This is a genomic window from Phocaeicola abscessus CCUG 55929 (assembly GCF_000312445.1).
GTDB lineage: Bacteria > Bacteroidota > Bacteroidia > Bacteroidales > Bacteroidaceae > Phocaeicola > Phocaeicola abscessus.
On record NZ_HE997183.1, the window covers coordinates 179,420 to 195,993 of the forward strand.

At 49.2% G+C, this 16,574-nt stretch carries 14 protein-coding genes and 1 riboswitch; of the genes, 8 read left to right on the forward strand and 6 right to left on the reverse strand.

All coding sequences use genetic code 11. From position 1 onward, the window contains the following. Positions 1-22 precede the first annotated feature (22 nt). The 4 genes from BN102_RS04805 to BN102_RS04820 are packed head-to-tail and all read left to right on the forward strand — an operon-like array spanning position 23 to position 2,675. Positions 23-664 carry a carbohydrate-binding family 9-like protein gene (locus BN102_RS04805; RefSeq protein WP_019207957.1) on the forward strand — a complete coding sequence of 214 codons (642 nt, stop codon included), beginning with the start codon at positions 23-25 and terminating at the stop codon, positions 662-664. A gap of 10 nt (positions 665-674) precedes the next feature. Further along, positions 675-1,568, forward strand: a complete 894-nt coding sequence (locus BN102_RS04810; RefSeq protein WP_019207958.1) for a glycoside hydrolase family 73 protein — start codon at positions 675-677, stop codon at positions 1,566-1,568. 12 nt (positions 1,569-1,580) lie between these two features. Next, entirely contained in the window at positions 1,581-2,060 is a 480-nt protein-coding gene (gene cdd / locus BN102_RS04815; protein ID WP_019207959.1) for a cytidine deaminase, read from the forward strand. 3 nt (positions 2,061-2,063) lie between these two features. Then, the gene (locus tag BN102_RS04820) at positions 2,064-2,675 is read left to right on the forward strand and encodes an L-threonylcarbamoyladenylate synthase (protein WP_019207960.1); all 612 of its coding nucleotides are present in this window, start codon (positions 2,064-2,066) and stop codon (positions 2,673-2,675) included. A 109-nt stretch (positions 2,676-2,784) separates the two neighbouring features. On the opposite strand, the gene BN102_RS04825 is transcribed toward BN102_RS04820, so the two are convergent. Both BN102_RS04825 and mnmL read right to left on the reverse strand, forming a co-directional pair. Continuing rightward, positions 2,785-3,978, reverse strand: a complete 1,194-nt coding sequence (locus BN102_RS04825; RefSeq protein ID WP_019207961.1) for an FprA family A-type flavoprotein — start codon at positions 3,976-3,978, stop codon at positions 2,785-2,787. Positions 3,979-4,124: 146 nt separating this feature from the next. Next, the gene (gene mnmL, locus BN102_RS04830) at positions 4,125-5,075 is read right to left on the reverse strand and encodes a tRNA modification radical SAM protein MnmL/YtqA (RefSeq protein ID WP_019207962.1); all 951 of its coding nucleotides are present in this window, start codon (positions 5,073-5,075) and stop codon (positions 4,125-4,127) included. A gap of 93 nt (positions 5,076-5,168) precedes the next feature. Here mnmL and BN102_RS04835 point away from each other — a divergent pair, with 93 nt between their 5' ends. Both BN102_RS04835 and lipA read left to right on the forward strand, forming a co-directional pair. Beyond that, positions 5,169-7,370: a S9 family peptidase gene (locus BN102_RS04835; RefSeq protein WP_019207963.1), complete on the forward strand. Its 2,202-nt coding sequence runs from the start codon at positions 5,169-5,171 to the stop codon at positions 7,368-7,370. Positions 7,371-7,379: 9 nt separating this feature from the next. Further along, positions 7,380-8,243, forward strand: a complete 864-nt coding sequence (gene lipA / locus BN102_RS04840; protein ID WP_019207964.1) for a lipoyl synthase — start codon at positions 7,380-7,382, stop codon at positions 8,241-8,243. Here lipA and BN102_RS04845 read toward each other — a convergent pair. The 4 genes from BN102_RS04845 to BN102_RS04860 all read right to left on the reverse strand — a co-directional run bounded on the left by BN102_RS04845 (position 8,240) and on the right by BN102_RS04860 (position 13,837). Then, a complete protein-coding gene (locus BN102_RS04845) occupies positions 8,240-8,947 on the reverse strand; it encodes an SAM-dependent methyltransferase (RefSeq protein ID WP_019207965.1) in 708 nt (235 codons plus the stop codon). The genes lipA and BN102_RS04845 overlap by 4 nt on opposite strands. Positions 8,948-8,958: 11 nt before the next feature. Continuing rightward, positions 8,959-9,954, reverse strand: a complete 996-nt coding sequence (locus tag BN102_RS04850) for a gliding motility protein GldB-related protein (RefSeq protein WP_035456048.1) — start codon at positions 9,952-9,954, stop codon at positions 8,959-8,961. 582 nt (positions 9,955-10,536) lie between these two features. Further along, the gene (locus tag BN102_RS04855) at positions 10,537-13,272 is read right to left on the reverse strand and encodes an alpha-L-rhamnosidase (RefSeq protein WP_036787317.1); all 2,736 of its coding nucleotides are present in this window, start codon (positions 13,270-13,272) and stop codon (positions 10,537-10,539) included. A 58-nt stretch (positions 13,273-13,330) separates the two neighbouring features. Then, positions 13,331-13,837: a nitroreductase family protein gene (locus tag BN102_RS04860; protein WP_019207968.1), complete on the reverse strand. Its 507-nt coding sequence runs from the start codon at positions 13,835-13,837 to the stop codon at positions 13,331-13,333. Positions 13,838-14,039: 202 nt separating this feature from the next. Next, positions 14,040-14,241, forward strand: a riboswitch (cobalamin riboswitch). 128 nt (positions 14,242-14,369) lie between these two features. On the opposite strand from BN102_RS04860, the gene BN102_RS04865 reads away from it, so the two are divergent. Both BN102_RS04865 and BN102_RS04870 read left to right on the forward strand, forming a co-directional pair. After that, the gene (locus BN102_RS04865; RefSeq protein ID WP_425357566.1) at positions 14,370-15,536 is read left to right on the forward strand and encodes an ABC transporter substrate-binding protein; all 1,167 of its coding nucleotides are present in this window, start codon (positions 14,370-14,372) and stop codon (positions 15,534-15,536) included. Further along, complete coding sequence (locus BN102_RS04870; protein ID WP_019207971.1) at positions 15,537-16,568, forward strand: iron chelate uptake ABC transporter family permease subunit; 1,032 nt, start codon at positions 15,537-15,539, stop codon at positions 16,566-16,568. The last annotated feature ends 6 nt before the right edge of the window (positions 16,569-16,574 follow it).

Below are 16,574 nucleotides of genomic sequence, written 5' to 3' on the forward strand. Positions count from 1 at the left end.
GAACATAAAAAACAAGGAAGTCATGAATGTCAAGAAACTCAACAGAACGGTCGCTGATGCGCAGGGAGTTCCTTCCGCGTTAGATCGGGCAGGGATTGAATTCATCCCGATCAATACAGTCAATTGGGAAGCGTACCCTTACCGGCCTGAAGTCGAATTCCGAATCGCCCATTCCGACGAGGCCATCCACCTCCACTACCGGGTATCGGAAAAAAGCGCTCGCGCCAAATACGGAGAGGATGCAGGAAAGGTGTGGACCGATTCGTGCGTGGAATTCTTCTCCATTCCCGGCGGAGACAATATTTATTATAACTTGGAATGCAATTGTATCGGGACCATCCTATTGGCCGCCGGTTCGGAAAGAAACGATCGGGAGATGGCATCTGTCGAAACGATGAAGAAAGTATTGCGCTGGAGCTCGTTGGGCACTAAGACCTTCGACGAGAAAATCGGCAGTTGCCGCTGGGAACTGGCCTTAATCGTTCCATACGCCGTTTTCTTCAAGCATCGCATCGTTTCGTTAGACAAACAGTTGATCAGGGCGAACTTCTATAAGTGCGGCGACGAACTGCAAACGCCTCACTTCCTTTCCTGGAATCCGATTCAGACCAACCAGCCTGATTTTCATCGCCCCGAATTCTTTGGAGAACTGTACTTCGAATAAATAACCGAAAATGAATATCAACCGTTCCTCCGTTTTGTCGATCCTGTTCGCCCTGTGGAGCTGTCTGGCCGCACAGGGACAGACCCGAAACCGCGCCTACGAACAGTATATCGACAAATACAAAGATATCGCCATCGACGAAATGGAACGGCATCATATCCCCGCCAGCATCACCTTAGCGCAGGGATTGTTAGAATCGGGAGCGGGACAGAGCACGTTAGCCCGTTATGCCAACAACCACTTCGGCATTAAATGCGGGAAGAGCTGGGACGGGAAAACCGTACGCCACGACGATGACGATAGAAACGAGTGTTTCAGAGCCTATAAGCATGCAAAGGCATCGTACGAAGATCATTCAAAATTTCTGATTACCGGTCAGCGCTACGCCTTCCTGTTCCGATTGGATCCGAAAGACTACAAAGGCTGGGCTAAGGGGCTGAAGCGGGCAGGCTACGCGACTGATCCGAATTACGCTGCTCGACTGATCCACATCATCGAGTTGTACGAGCTCTATCGGTATGACAGTAAGGCCGACAGGAACCGGATGATCAGATTCCCAAACCCGCACCAGCCTTATCTGTCCAACGACTTGCTTTACATCGTTGCCCGGGAAGGAGACAGTTGGAAATCGATCTCGAAAGAATTCGAAATCTCGCGGAGAAAGCTCATCCGATACAACGATTCGTACAAAGGATACATTCTGAAACCGGGCGATATCGTCTATCTGGAGAAGAAACACGCCAGAGCGGACAAAGAACACGTTATTCACCGGATAAAGGCGGGAGACTCCATGCATGCGATCTCACAGACTTACGGTATTCAGTTGAAGAAATTATATAAAATGAACAGAATGAGACCGGATGATCCCACCCCGGAAGCAGGAGACTATATCCGTCTCAGATAAACAGCGAATCGGATGGAACACATCAGGATTGAAATCCATATAACAGTCAGAACCTACGAAGAATTGGCCGAAGCGGACCGTCTGTTGGTCGATGCCGCCAAAGAAGCGACCTCTCGAAGTTATGCACCTTATTCTCGTTTCTCGGTAGGAGCCGCCGCCTTGCTGAGCAATGGTACAATCATTACGGGAAGCAATCAGGAGAATGCCGCCTATCCTTCCGGCACCTGTGCCGAACGTACAGCCATCTTTTATGCTAACTCCCGATACCCCTCTGCGGCAATAAAGAGCATAGCGATCGCCGCGTGCGACGAATACGGCTTTACCGATACGCCTACCCCGCCTTGCGGCGCGTGCCGGCAAGTACTGGCAGAAACGGAAAAAAGATACGGCTGCCCCATGCGGATTCTGCTTTACAGTAAGAAGCATATCTACACGGTCGAAGAAGTGAACGATTTGCTGCCGCTCACTTTTACCGACGATTTTTTGAAATAAAAGATGTTGACGAAGTTATACGAAAAGAACAATAATCCGAAAGATATCGATCGCATCGTACAGTTGATGAACGACGGAGGCATTATCGTCCTCCCCACGGATACGGTATACGCCATTTGTTGCAGCGGATTGAAAAGCCAGGCGGTGGAACGGATATGCAAATTGAAAAAGATCGACCCCGCCAAACATCATCTGTCGATTATCTGTTCCGACTTAAGTCATATCAGCGAATACGCCAAAGTGAGCAACGCCACATTCAAGCTGATGAAACGTAACCTGCCCGGGCCGTTCACCTTCGTGCTGAATACCAGCAACAATCTTCCGAAAATATTCCGAAGCCGAAAAGAAGTGGGCATCCGCGTGCCCGATAACAACATCGTCCGAGAAATATGCCAAGAGTTGGATGCACCGATTTTCTCCACCACAGTTCCTCATGAAACGGACGAAGATATCGAATACATGACCGATCCCGAATTGATCGCCGAGAAGCTCGGCGATCAGGTGGACCTCGTAGTCGACGGAGGAATCGGCGGGATAGCCCCTTCTACAGTGGTAGACTGCAGGGAAGATCATGAGGAGATTATCCGTCAGGGAAAAGGCATATTGATCATTTAGCAAGCGGATAGCTCCCGTTTCCACTTCTCCCTTCTTTTCCGCCCTCTGCGCGACCGAAGAAAGCGACCTGCTTGCGATACGTCGTACTGCGCGCTGTAAAAATCGAGGCTTACGATTCGCTCCGATCGGCTTTCAGTCGGTCGGCCATCGCTTTCGCCAAGGTTCTGCATTCGGCTTCGACGGCAGGGTTCATCGCCTGCTTCATCTCCACCGGCGTACCTACCTGTTCGAACTTCAGCTTTTCATTGTACTCGCCGATTTTCTTTACGGCAGCGCCAGCCCAAGAGAAGGAGCCAAACCAACCGAGATAACGGTGTTTGATATCCCGCGAAGCCAACTCGCTCAACAGGGCTTCCGTCTCGGGATAGATATTCGCGTTATACGTAGGGCAACCGATGATCAGCCCTTTATATTTGAATACGTCTCGGATGATGAAAGAATGATGTTTGTGCGACACATTGTCGATCACGATGTTCCTGATGCCTTGCTCACTCAACTCTTCCGCAATCGTTTCTGCCATCATCTCGGTATTGCCGTACATGGTACCGTAGGCGATCACGACGCCTTCTTCGGCTTCGTACCTGCTCAAGCGGTCGTAGAGGTCGAGCACTCTCGGCAGCTGCTTCGTCCAAATCGGTCCATGCGTAGTACAAGCCATCGTGATCGGCAGGTTCTTCAGCTTGGCTAAGGCTTTTTGCACAGGGGCGCCATATTTCCCGACAATATTGGAATAATAGCGTTCCATTTCGCTCCAATAAGCATCCGTGTTTATCTGCGTATCGATCACACCGCCGTTCAACGCTCCGAACGCTCCCAAGGCATCGCCCGAAAAGAGAATGCCTTCCGTCATGTCGAAGGTAACCATCGTCTCCGGCCAATGTACCATTGGGATGAGCGCGAACTGTAATCGGTGATACCCCAGATCCAGGGTGTCACCTTCTTTGATTACCAGCCGTTTTCCTTCCACGCCGTAAAACCCGTCGATCATGTCGAACGTTTTGGCATTGCCCACGATGGTGATGTCGGGATAATATTTCTTGATCAAACTGAGGGAACCTGAATGATCCGGTTCCATGTGATCGATGATCAGGTAATCGATGGGGCGGTCGCCTATCACCTGTCGAATTTTCTTAATGAATACCTCGAAATAACATATATCGACCGTCTCGATCAAAGCGATCCGATCGTCATCGATCAGATAGGAATTGTAAGTTACGCCGTCAGGCAAGGGCCAAAGATTTTCGAACAACTGTTTCTGGCGATCGTTCACGCCTACATAATATACCTTTCCTTTCAGTTCCATAATCCATTAAATTTTATCTCTCCGAAATTCCGGACCGTTGAGTAATAACGATACGTTTCCATCGGAATGCAAAAATAACGCAATTTGTTTATTCGTCCAAACTTTGCCTTTAAAAGATTCTTTCGATCCGGTGCGACGACACTCTCCTACCGGATGTGAAGCAGCGAAGAGGATTCGGCGAACTTGCGCCCTTGCCAAGTATTCCGCTCCTTCAATCTCCGCTTCACCTTCTCCGTGAATTCGAAGTTCTTCAGCCCCCAGTCGGGCGCGAGGAGCAGGCTCTTCGGAGACTGCGAGACGAAGCGATCTACGACGATGTCGGAGCGAAGCCGTTCCAGAAAGTCGACCACCAACTCTACATATTCCTCCGCGGTATACAGATGAAACGTTTCGGGGTGTTCGGCAAACTCCTCTGCCATCCTCGTTCCTTTAACGAGCTGCAATTGATGGAGCTTTAAGGAAGCGATGGGAAGGCGGGAGATCTCGGCGGCTTCCCCGATGATTCGATCCCGCTCTTCGCCGGGAAGTCCCAAAATAAGATGTATCCCCGTCCAGATGCCTCTGGCGGCCGTCCGCCAAACGGTTTCTACGGCAGTCTGGTAGGTATGTCCTCTGCGAATACGCTTCAGGGTTTCGTCGTCGGTGCTCTCCACGCCGTACTCCACCGCGACGAACGTACATCTATTCAGCTCGTCCAGGTAATCCAACAGTTCGTCCGGCATGCAATCCGGCCGCGTTCCGATCACGATTCCTACCACATCTTCTACGGCCAAAGCCTCTTCGTACTTCCGCCTGAGGTCTTCCAATTCGCCGTAGGTATTGGTATAGGCTTGGAAATAAGCCATATATTTCATCTGCGGATATTTTCGGGAAAAGAACCGCTTCCCCTCTTCCATCTGCTGGACGATCGGCTTCTCCGTCCGGCAGTATGTAGGGTTGAATGTCTGATTATTGCAATACGTACACCCGCCATAACCTACTGTTCCGTCCCGATTGGGACAAGTAAAGCCAGCATGGATGGAAATCTTCTGCACCTTCTGCGAAAAGCGCTTCGCCAGAAAGGCGGAGAGGTCGGTATATCGATTCGGCGTCTGCATCTTATATTTCTCGGTAAAGTTAGACTTTTTTCAAACAAATAGTTTTAACTTTGCTACACGAATTATAAACACGGATCATAAAAGAACAGCGTCATGAAAAAGGTTACTTTCTTCATCTTTTGGGTTTGTTGTGCATTGACGACAAGCGCCCAGCAGTTTACCGTTAACGATATAGCTCATGCGACTTATCGGGCAAAAGGCATTCGCGGCGTAAAGCCCTGTTCAGACGGTGAAAGCTATACGCAAATGAGCGACGATTCCAAGCGTATCGTAAAATATTCTTTCCGCACGGGCAAAGAACTCGAAACGGTTTTCGACGTCGGTACGGCCAGGGAATGCCGCTTCGATCGCTTCGACGATTATATCGTGTCGCCTGACGATCGTCTCATCCTGATTCAGACGGAGACGAAATATATGTATCGCCGTTCTTTCACCGCCGTCTATTATCTCTTCAACGTGAAGAACAATAAATTGGAACCTTTGTCGGAAGGCGGCCCTCAACAAGTGCCTTTGTTTTCGCCCGACGGTACTCAAATTGCTTTTGTCCGCGACAATAATCTCTGGCTGGTGAAACTACTTTTCGGAAACGCGGAATCGCAAATCACCCGAGACGGCAAACAGCACGAAATCATCAACGGCATTCCCGACTGGGTGTACGAAGAAGAGTTCGAGTTCAACCGTGCTTTCGATTTCAGTGCGGACAGCAAGATGATCGCCTATATCCGCTTCGACGAAAGCCAGGTTCCCATGTACCGCATTCCTTATTACAAAGGATTGGCACCCGAGATCGAGAAATATCGGACCTATCCCGGTTTCTACTCCTACAAATATCCGTTGGCCGGCGTGAATAATTCAAAAGTAACGGTCCATACGTTCGACATCAAGAGTAAGGTAGACCGCACCCTCGAACTTCCTTCGGATTCGGACGGATATATTCCTCGCATCAAATTTACGGACGATCCGGAGAAATTGGCCGTGATGACCCTGAACCGCCAACAGAATCGTTTCGATCTGTATTTTGCCAATCCGAGGAGTACGCTTTGCAAGCTGATGGTTCGCGAAGAAGACGCGCATTATGTGAAAGAAGCACCGTATGCGGCTATTCGCTTCTACCCCGCTCACTTCGTGATGATGAGCGAAAGAGACGGATACAACCACCTTTACCTCTACACCATCGGCGGCAATTTGGTCAAGCAGCTCACGAAAGGCGCTTGGGAAGTGATCGAATACATCGGATGGGATCAGTCGAGAAACGAATTCTATTATATAAGCAACGAAGGGAGTCCGCTACGCACCGCCCTCTGGAAAATCGATTCGAAAGGGAAGAGAACCAAGCTCTCTGCCGACGAAGGCACGAACAGCGCTATCTTCAGCAAGAACCTGAAGTATTATATCAACACGTTCTCGAACATGACGACGCCTCCCGTAATCACTCTCAACGACCATACGGGAAAAACGATAAACACTTTGATCGATAATCAGGAATTGAAAGACAAACTGTCCCGCATGCCCATGCCCAAAAAGGAATTCTTTCGGTTCACCACCGCTCGGGGCACGGAACTGAACGGTTGGATGATGAAACCCGCCGATTTCGATCCGGCGAGGAAATATCCGGTTGTCATGTATCAGTACAGCGGCCCCGGATCGCAACAGGTGATCGACAGATGGTCGGCCGGATCGATGGGGAACGGCGGAATCTTCGAAGCCTACATGGCGCAAAAGGGATTCATCTCCGTCTGTGTGGACGGACGAGGAACCGGCGGTCGCGGAGCGGACTTTGAGAAGTGCACCTATATGGCCATCGGCGTGAAGGAAGCCGAAGATCAGGTTGAAACGGCCAAATATCTGCAAAGCTTGCCGTATGTCGACGGGAATAACATCGGCATTTGGGGATGGAGCTACGGCGGTTACGAGACATTGATGGCCATGAGCGAAGGAACGCCGATATTCAAAGCGGGCGTGGCGATCGCCGCCCCGACGGATTGGCATTTCTACGATTCAGTTTATACGGAACGCTTTATGCGTACTCCGCAAGAAAATATCGGTGGCTACGAGGCGGCTTCCGCCATTGCACGCGTCGATAAACTTCATGGCAAGTTGCTATTGATCCAAGGCTCTGCCGACGATAACGTGCATTACCGTAACAATGCGGAATATGCAGAAGCACTGGTCCAGGCCGACAAACAGTTCGACATGCAGATTTATACCAACCGGGACCACGGTATTTACGGGGGAAATACCCGAAAGCATTTGATGACTCGCGTGACAGAGTTCTTCATCGATAATTTGAAATAGCTGCTGTCGATGGATCACGTAAGGAAACCTTCCTGGCTGAAGATAGATATAGGCGCCAACCCGCGATATGCCGCTACCAAAGAAATCGTCGAGTCACATCACCTGCATACCATTTGCCATAGTGGACTCTGCCCTAATCGCAACGAGTGTTGGGGACACGGAACGGCCACTTTCCTGATCGGAGGAAATATCTGCACCCGATGTTGCAAATTCTGCCATACGCCGACAGGAAAACCGCTTCCCTTAGATCCGGAAGAACCGACAAACGTAGCGGAAAGTATTCGACTAATGAAATTGGATCATGCCGTCGTCACCTCGGTAGATCGGGACGATTTGCCCGATCTGGGCGCCACTCATTGGGTAAAGACCATTCAGGAGATCAAACGGTTGAATCCGACTACCACATTCGAGGTCCTGATTCCCGACTTCAAAGGGAGGGCGGAACTCATACGGCAAGTAATAGAGGCGAAGCCCGACATCATCTCACATAATATGGAAACCGTTCGTCGGCTTACTCCCGAGGTACGGAGCGTCGCCCGGTATGATACGAGCCTGAAAGTGATTCGACAAGTAGCCGAAAGCGGCATCGCCACTAAAAGTGGCATCATGGTCGGCTTGGGAGAAACTCCCGAAGAGGTAGAAGAAGCGATGGACGACCTGCTGACGGCAGGTTGCCGCATATTGACCATCGGACAATACCTGCAACCCACCCGCAAGCATTATCCCGTGCATGCCTACATCTCCCCCGCACAATTCGAGAAGTATCGCGATATCGGCATGCAAAAAGGATTCAAAGCGGTAGAAAGCGCCCCGTTGGTACGCTCTTCCTATCATGCGGAAAAACACATTTGTTTTGCGGGCGGAAAGCATTAGCTTTTACACAGCAGAAAGATACACGGAACCTTATTCAGGTCGGGCAGCGAACTTTTCCATTCCCCGATTGTCTTCGTCCGGATGTATTCGTCTTTGCAGGTAATGCCGGCCGCGATACAGAGACGAGTCTGCGGTTTGCAATTCCTTACCAGATCGTTCAGCAGTTTGCCGTTGCGGTAAGGGGTTTCGATAAAGAGTTGCGTCTGATTTTCCGCATAAGCACGCTGTTCCAGCTCCCGAATCCGCTTGCTGCGCGCTCCGGGCTCGATAGGAAGATAACCGTTGAAAGCGAAACTTTGTCCGTTCAACCCGGACGCCATGACGGAAAGAATAATGGAAGAAGGCCCTATCAAAGGGATAACTTTCAAATGTTTCCGTTGAGCAATGGCTACGACCTCGGCCCCTGGATCGGCTACGGCCGGACAGCCTGCTTCGGAGAGAAGACCTATCGATTCCCCTGCAAGAAGAGGGTTTAGATAATCGCCGATCCTTTTTCGATCGGTATGCTGATTCAGTTCATAAAAGGTAAGGGCATCGATAGCGATCTCTGCATCGACTTTCTTCAGGAAGCGCCGGGCGGAACGGATATTCTCTACGATAAAATGGTTGATATGCAGGATGATTTCCTTATTATAGACAGGCAGAACTTGTTCGACGGCCGTGTCGCCTAACGTAACGGGAATCAAATACAAAGCGATATCCATCTCTACTGATCTCAAAATGTAACGGATGTATTCAGCAACATCTCCCAGTAATCCGTCCGCTCCATCAGTTGCTGGATCGTCACGTCCTTATGCGTCCGCATGTATTCGGCAATCAGTTGGTAGCCCATCCACGTACCGACACCGAAAGGCACTTCCTTATCGAACAAGGGAACGTACGTATTGCTTAAGTAGCTGCGGATCACCATCGGATCGGTAGCGTTCAGATGATTGCGGTCGAGCATGAATTTCCACAGGGCCGACTTGTTCTTTTTACACCATTTCTTTTCGTCGGCATCGTATCCTAACTCATCTTCGACAGAGTCGTACTCCAGCGCTTTGGTGATCAACCAATTGATTTTCCCGCGATGCATCAGCACATCCAGCAGGGTGCGACCGGGGCCGAACGGCATCGGATACTGGCTGATGAGATAAAACAGGAAGCAATCGGGAACGATCCGCTCCGGATCCATCAATCGACTTTGCTCCTCGTAATAATACTTCTTATAAAGTGGATAATCCGCTCCCATGTATTTATCAAGGCTGAAACCGACCAGACTGTCGCCGACGACTACCGACTGGTTTAGCGCGGACACCTGAGCGTAAAAACGCGGGACGACCAAGTCGGGCAATTTCGATTTCAGGTAGCCGAAACCTTTATTCAGCCTCTTCTCAATCCATTCCACATCCTGATACTTATGCTCCGCATCGTTCATCAGGCGAAGCAGGGTCGTATCCGAGAAATAGGACAGGAGTTTATCTGCAATGCGAGCATCGCTTACCTCACCGAGATTCAAGACATCTTCCATCAGCAATTTAGTCGCCTGCGGGTATTCCGTATTCATCTTCTGCCAGGCAAAGACGCTGTTCATCGTGACGTACTCGAACTGCAACCGATCGTAACGCTCTACTTTGACGGAGATTTCCTTATTGCGTTCCGCCGGCTTCATCCTCCAATCGCAAGAGGTGAAGACGCATACCCATAATATGAACGCAATTATTTTTCGCATGGAAAGACGACTAAAAGAATCGGGTCTGTGAAAGACCGACTTTGTTCGGAACAAAGATACGAATAAGAATTGAATGTCAGACAGTTTTTCCATACAATTTCAAAACGATACCTGTGAACTTCCCTTGCACAAGATTTTTTCTATTGTTTTGATCGACCGACAAGCTTATCGATTAATACCACATCGGTTTTTAGGATTATGTCAAAACGAACGTTTCGGCACAGTCTCTTTCCTCAAGAGCTGCTCACCTGTCTCTACACGGAAATCCATTACTTTTTAAAACTGCCGCCTTTTGTAGGGGAGCCGCTGCGGAGCGTTCGGCGGTCGGGAAATGATTTATTCTTCCGTTGCAGAGTGCCCGAAGATCCGGGAATAATGTTTGTCGGCATCTAAATTTGTTTTCGGACTTCGGCGAAAGAGAGGCGTCGGCCTCTTTGTGAGCCTTCGAAGGCGAGAGCGAGTAAAATCGTTATAAGACGTACCTTTTCGCGTCGGCTGTTATTAAACCGAAGGGCTTTCCAACAAAAAGGCCGAATCCTACATGAGTAGTATTCAGCCCTTTCTTCTTAAAGTAATCTCAGGTTATTTCTCGAAGTGATAATGTCCGGAACCGATTTCGACTTCCGTATAGTCCTCACCCTCCGTGATGGCGTGAATACCGGCCACCTTAGCGACAGTCACTCCAAAAGCCTTCGGTATACGGACGACGGCACTTGTATTGCCGGGGATGGTAATATCCCATTCGAAGCGTCCGTCCTTCCGGCTCCAAGCGCTTCTGATTTCGCCGTAAACGGATTTGTACGAAGCATCGATTTCATCCAAGCCGTCAGGGAATACCGGAGCCATCCACAGCTTCTTGTACCCGACCGTGCCCGGGTAACATCGGATGCCTGCCAGATCTTCGTAATACCAGATGATCAAATCGCCCAACAGCATGACATGGTTGCCCGAATTCATGGCGGGATCCGCCGTATTTCCGTTCCAAAGTTCCCAGATGGTGGTAGCGCCGTTTCGAATCATATACCCGAAGCTCGGATAGTCGGTATTCGTCAGAATCCGGTATGCGAGGTCAGTTCGGCCGTTTTCAGATAGGCCGCGCATCAGATGCTGCATGCCGAGCACGCCGCAGCTCACATGACTGTCGAACTCCTTCTCCGTCTTATCTACAATGTTTTGGAATACCTTCCGCTCATAGCCTTTCGGCACGAGCCCCAAACGGAGCGAGAGGATATTGGCCGTCACCGTATTATTGTCGTATTGCGCGGTGGCCGGGTCGAAGAACTTGGCATTGTAAGCCTCTTTCATCTTAGCTGAGAGCTCTTTGTAATGAGGTATATCGGTGTCCTGTCCACAGATATTAGCAAACTCGGTCATCAAACGGAGCAAATCGTAATAGAGCGCAGTGCTCATCAAACTGCCGTTTGTAATCCGTGACGGATCGACCGAATGAATCAACTCGGGCGATTCGGGCGGCATGCACCAGTCGCCGTACGTATCTTTGGTGATGATATTATCCTTCATTGCGGTCGATTCCATGTGCCGCATCCATTTCTTCATTGCCGGATAGTGCAGACGAATGGCCTGATCGTCGCCGTACTGATGATACAGCATATCGGCGACGGTGAAAAATGCCGCAGGCCAAGTGACATCATCGTTATAAATGGTCCAGTAGCTCGGCGATACCACCGAGATGCTGCCTTCCGGGCTCATGGCATCTTCTACGTCCTGCAGCCACTTGTTATACATGCGCGAGTTATCCAGGAAATAAGCTTCTCCGTACGTGCCGGTCACCCGGTCTCCCATCCAGCCTAAGCGTTCATCGCGCTGCGGACAGTCCGTGGGCATACCACGATAGTTGTCGCGAACTCCCCAGTACGCATTCTTAAATATCTGAGTGACCAATTTGTCGGAGGTCTCGAAGGTACCGGTAGTCTCCATCTTATCGTAGATGCAATCTCCGGTAAAATCCGCCGGATCGGGCTGATAGTCGAGCCCGGAAACTTCTACGAACCGGAAACCGTGATAGACGAACGAAGGATGCCAATGGAACCTGCCGTCGGCCGCAGGGATGTAAATATCTTCCGCACGGGCGGTACGAAGGTTGGCTACATACAGTGTGCTGTCCGGGTTCAACGTTTCGGCAAAACGGAGATGAATAGGTTGATCCTTCTTTCCGTTCAGATCGATCGATAGCCACCCCACCATGTTCTGCCCCATATCGAGTATATAGTTCCCCTCGTGATTCCGGAAGACGGCGACGGGTTTCAACCGATCCTGAATCTGCAAATTCGGATTCTGCTGTGCCGTCAACTTCCCTGCAGGGCTTTCCATCCGGTCGGCTTGCTGCCAAGCGGAGTCATCATAGCCGTTCCTGTTCCAATCGGGCATCTCGAGACGGGCATCGTATTCCTCGCCGTCGAACTCGTTATTGGCGATGATAGGCCCTTTTGAGGTGACTTTCCACGAAGTGTCGCTGACGACCCGGGAAGTCGTCCCGTCGATATACTCGATTTCCAATTGAGCGAACAATCTCGGCAAACCGAACATCGTATGTCCGGGATTACGGAGATTAAAGAAGCGGCCGGCACCTAAAACCACGCCGATGGTATTTTTGCCCGCGGCGATCATACCGGTCACATCGTAGGTGTTGAAGTAAACTCGTTTGTCATACTGAGAAACCATCGGGGCAAAAATATCTTCACTGACTTTTTCTCCGTTCAGATAAGTCTCGGACGAACCGAGTCCGGATACGTATAACATCGCCCTTTCCACATCTTTTTTATCCGAATCGAACTCTTTTCTCAGGTATCGAGCTGCGATTCTGGTTTTGTTATTCTCCTTCGTACCGAAATTCTCGCCGGTATTCGACAACGTATCTTCACCGATCCAAAGGGCTTTCAAAGAAGCCGGATCGGGAGCCATCGACCAGCGTTCGATTTCCGTCCAGCCTGTCGCCCCTTGGTTCGTGCCGATCTTAACACGCCAGTAGTAATACTTTCCGGGCTCCAGAGCCTTCCCACCGTAAGACACCCAGATAGAAGTATCCGAAGTTACGACACCAGAATCCCACAGCAAGTTCTTGCCTGCCTTCAGTTCTGCCGGATCTGCCGCCACCTGAATCTGATAAGTCGTCTGCACCAAGTCGGGAGTGCTCGAAGCAATCTGCCACGAAAAACGCGGCTGCGTCACGTTAACGCCGAGCGGTTCCACCATTTGCTCGAGCTTTAAGTTAGATACTTGTATTTGCTGACTTTGCGAACAACCGGCAAATACCAACGATATCATGCCAATAAGTACTGAAAATAAATCTTTTCTCATAAAATGAATGGATTTGATTATAAATCTGCTTTAAAGGTATCTTCCTTGGAGGTCGCATTCAGAAAAGAATCTCATGCATCTCTTTTCTGTTCTTCTCCCGATAAGGATCCGTTCCATACCCGATCGGTATCAGGACCGCCGGTTCCCAATCTTGGGGGAGATTAAACGATTTCTTGCAAAGCGCCGTATCGAAATTGCAGACCCAACAAGTCCCCAAGCCTTGTTCAGCGGCTGCCAGACACAGATGTTCCACCGCAATGGAAATATCTGCATCGCCATGATCCTTATTGTCGAAATTCTTCCGACGCCAAGAAAGCGTATGGTCGACACAGGCCAAAATCACGCACGGCGCCGTGCGAATCCAATCGCGATCGTAACAGGCGTAGACTTTCTCCAGTTCGTCTTTCTCCGTAATGATATGAAAACGCCACGACTGGTAATTCACGGCCGAAGGTGCCATTCGGACACATTCCATCACATAATCCAACTTCGTTTTTTCAAGCTGCCGGGTCGGATCGTATTTCCGCACGGAAAAACGAGCCTTCGTCAATGCCAAAAAGTTCATAGTCATTATTTTTAACGTATGGCAAATATAGGAAGAATTCGTGTAAAAACCGAAGGATTTCGATAAATAATATAAATACCCGAAGAGGATAATCCTATTCTATAACAAAAGCGATCGTTTCATATTCCCTTTCTGCCATGTTATTCATTCCTTTACAAACGATAAAAATATCGCCTCTTTCTTTTGAATATCGTTGAAACTTTCTATATTTGCCATGTTTTGTTTCGCGATTATCCAACAGCGATAGAACGAATGAAAAGGGAATCGGGTGAAAGTCCCGAACAGTCCCGCTGCTGTAAGCTCATATAAAGGTTGCTTCATACTCAAGCCACTGTCCCGATAAAGGACGGGAAGGCAAGCCAACCGGAGTAAGTCAGAAGACCTGCAAAACAAAAGTCATGCTTTATTTCCTCGAGGAAAGGAGAGAAAGAACGTGCTGCTATACATAGTTTACTATTCAGAAAAAGTTAGAGGAACGGAGCAAATGTTACCTTCCTTCAGACTGCAATGCTAAAGATAAAAGTACGAAATGATGAGAAGTATGATGAACAAAGACCGGTCACTAAAGAGATTTTTACTATCTGCCAACATAGTAATTCTAATCTTGCTTCTATCCGCATGTAGCGGAAGGAGCAAGATTTCATTTTCTTCTTCTGCCAAAGAACATATTCCTTTTAATTATGCCGAAAACATAGTTTTGGAAAAGCATACGGCATATACCCTTGCAAGGTTGCGCAATCCTTGGGATACGACGAAGATTCTGCATACCTATATATTAATAGATAAGCACAAACCCATCCCCGATTCCCTGCCCGATGCGACTGTCATCCGTATACCGCTTACCCGATCGATCGTATATTCGTCGGTACATTGCAGTTTACTGCTGCAACTCAAAGCCAAAGACGCCATCGCAGGAGTCTGTGATCTGGATTATATCTACTTGCCGGAAATACAGGAAGACTGTAAAAACGGACACATTGCGGATATAGGAAACAGCATGAACCCCACCATCGAAAAGGTGATCGACTTGCATCCAGACGCCATACTCCTGTCTCCTTTTCAGAATAGCGGAGGGTACGGCCGTATCGAAAAGCTCGATATCCCCCTCATCGAATGTGCCGACTATATGGAAACGTCCGCTCTCGGAAGGGCGGAATGGATGAAATTCTACGGCCTGCTCTTCGGACGGACAATCGAAGCGGACAGTCTGTTCGCCAAAATCGAAAAGAATTATAAAGCCCTGATGACATTGGCTGCCTCAGACAGCGTTAGACCTACGGTTTTCTCAGAGTTAAAGAGCAGTTCGGCCTGGTACGTCCCCGGCGGACGCAGTACGACGGGCAAGCTCTACGCCGACGCAAACGCCCAATACATTTTCGATTATACGCCGAATAGCGGATCGATTCCAATGGCTTTCGAAACAGTTTATGACAAAGGGCATGACGCCGACTTCTGGCTGATCAAATATAATCAGGCTACCGACAAGACGTTAAAAGAACTGCGGCGCGACTTCGCTCCTTACGCCAAGTTCAAAGCGTATCAGCATAAAAATGTCTACGGATGCAACACCGGCGATATTCCTTTCTACGAAGAATCGCCTTTCCAGCCGGATCGGCTGTTGAAAGATCTGATAAAAATTTTCCATCCTTCTTTGTTAAAAGAGTACGATTTGAAATATTTCCGTAAATTAGCGGAATAATTGAAAAGTAAAGGATTCACATACAGTCTTATTCTTTCGCTCCTCTTACTCATCTTGGTAGGAGCCAATCTGCTATACGGCTCGGTAAAGATCCCTTTCGATGCACTATGGAACATCCTTTGCGGCGAGGAGGCAGGCAGAGAAAGTTGGTTCTATATCGTCTGGGAATCGCGCATACCGCAAGCTGTCACCGCACTGCTTTGCGGCGCTGCGTTGGCAGCGGCAGGCTTGCTGGTGCAGACGGCTTTCAACAACCCTTTAGCCGGTCCGTCTATCTTAGGAATCAATTCCGGCGCGAACTTAGGGGTTGCACTCGTCATCTTAGGCAGTAGCGGAGTGTTGGCAAGCGGCGATTTCTCCGTGATCGGGTTTATGACCGTACTTGCTGCCGCCTTCATCGGTTCTATGATAGTAATGGGATTGATTCTATTCTTCTCCTCTATCATCAAAAGCAATATCATGCTCTTAATCGTAGGTATCATGATCGGTTATATCGCCTCATCGTGCATCTCGCTGCTCAATTTCTTCGCCACCGACGAAGGCGTCCATTCTTATGCCGTTTGGGGAATGGGGAATTTCAGCGGTGTATCTTTGAATCAGCTTCCGTACTTTGCGGGATCGGTTCTGATCGGTCTACTTATCGCCATACTTTTAATAAAGCCGCTCAATGCGTTATTATTAGGAACAAGATATGCGGAAAACTTAGGAGTAAACATCGTGCGAACCAGAAATCTGCTGCTGATTGCAACCGGCGTTCTGTCAGCCGTGACAACAGCCTTTTGTGGTCCGATAGCCTTTATCGATTTGGCCGTCCCTCATATTGCCCGACTGCTGTTAGGAACTTCCAATCACAACACCCTAATGCCGGTGACAATGCTGACGGGAGGCGTTATCGCCTTGTTCTGCAATCTGCTCTGCATCCTTCCCGGTGAATCAGGAATCATTCCGCTGAATGCGGTTACTCCTGTTTTAGGAGCACCCGTAATTATCTACGTCATCATGAACCGACGAAAGATCAAGTATTTCAATTAACAGGAA

Coding starts and splice junctions, on each gene's coding strand:
- BN102_RS04805 (WP_019207957.1), top strand. CDS start 23: ATGAATGTCAAGAAACTCAACAGAACGGTCGCTGATGCGCAGGGAGTT.
- BN102_RS04865 (WP_425357566.1), top strand. CDS start 14,370: ATGAGAAGTATGATGAACAAAGACCGGTCACTAAAGAGATTTTTACTA.
- cdd (WP_019207959.1), top strand. CDS start 1,581: ATGGAACACATCAGGATTGAAATCCATATAACAGTCAGAACCTACGAA.
- BN102_RS04845 (WP_019207965.1), bottom strand. CDS start 8,947: ATGGATATCGCTTTGTATTTGATTCCCGTTACGTTAGGCGACACGGCC.
- BN102_RS04860 (WP_019207968.1), bottom strand. CDS start 13,837: ATGAACTTTTTGGCATTGACGAAGGCTCGTTTTTCCGTGCGGAAATAC.
- mnmL (WP_019207962.1), bottom strand. CDS start 5,075: ATGCAGACGCCGAATCGATATACCGACCTCTCCGCCTTTCTGGCGAAG.
- BN102_RS04850 (WP_035456048.1), bottom strand. CDS start 9,954: ATGCGAAAAATAATTGCGTTCATATTATGGGTATGCGTCTTCACCTCT.
- BN102_RS04820 (WP_019207960.1), top strand. CDS start 2,064: ATGTTGACGAAGTTATACGAAAAGAACAATAATCCGAAAGATATCGAT.
- BN102_RS04855 (WP_036787317.1), bottom strand. CDS start 13,272: ATGAGAAAAGATTTATTTTCAGTACTTATTGGCATGATATCGTTGGTA.
- BN102_RS04825 (WP_019207961.1), bottom strand. CDS start 3,978: ATGGAACTGAAAGGAAAGGTATATTATGTAGGCGTGAACGATCGCCAG.
- lipA (WP_019207964.1), top strand. CDS start 7,380: ATGGATCACGTAAGGAAACCTTCCTGGCTGAAGATAGATATAGGCGCC.
- BN102_RS04835 (WP_019207963.1), top strand. CDS start 5,169: ATGAAAAAGGTTACTTTCTTCATCTTTTGGGTTTGTTGTGCATTGACG.
- BN102_RS04810 (WP_019207958.1), top strand. CDS start 675: ATGAATATCAACCGTTCCTCCGTTTTGTCGATCCTGTTCGCCCTGTGG.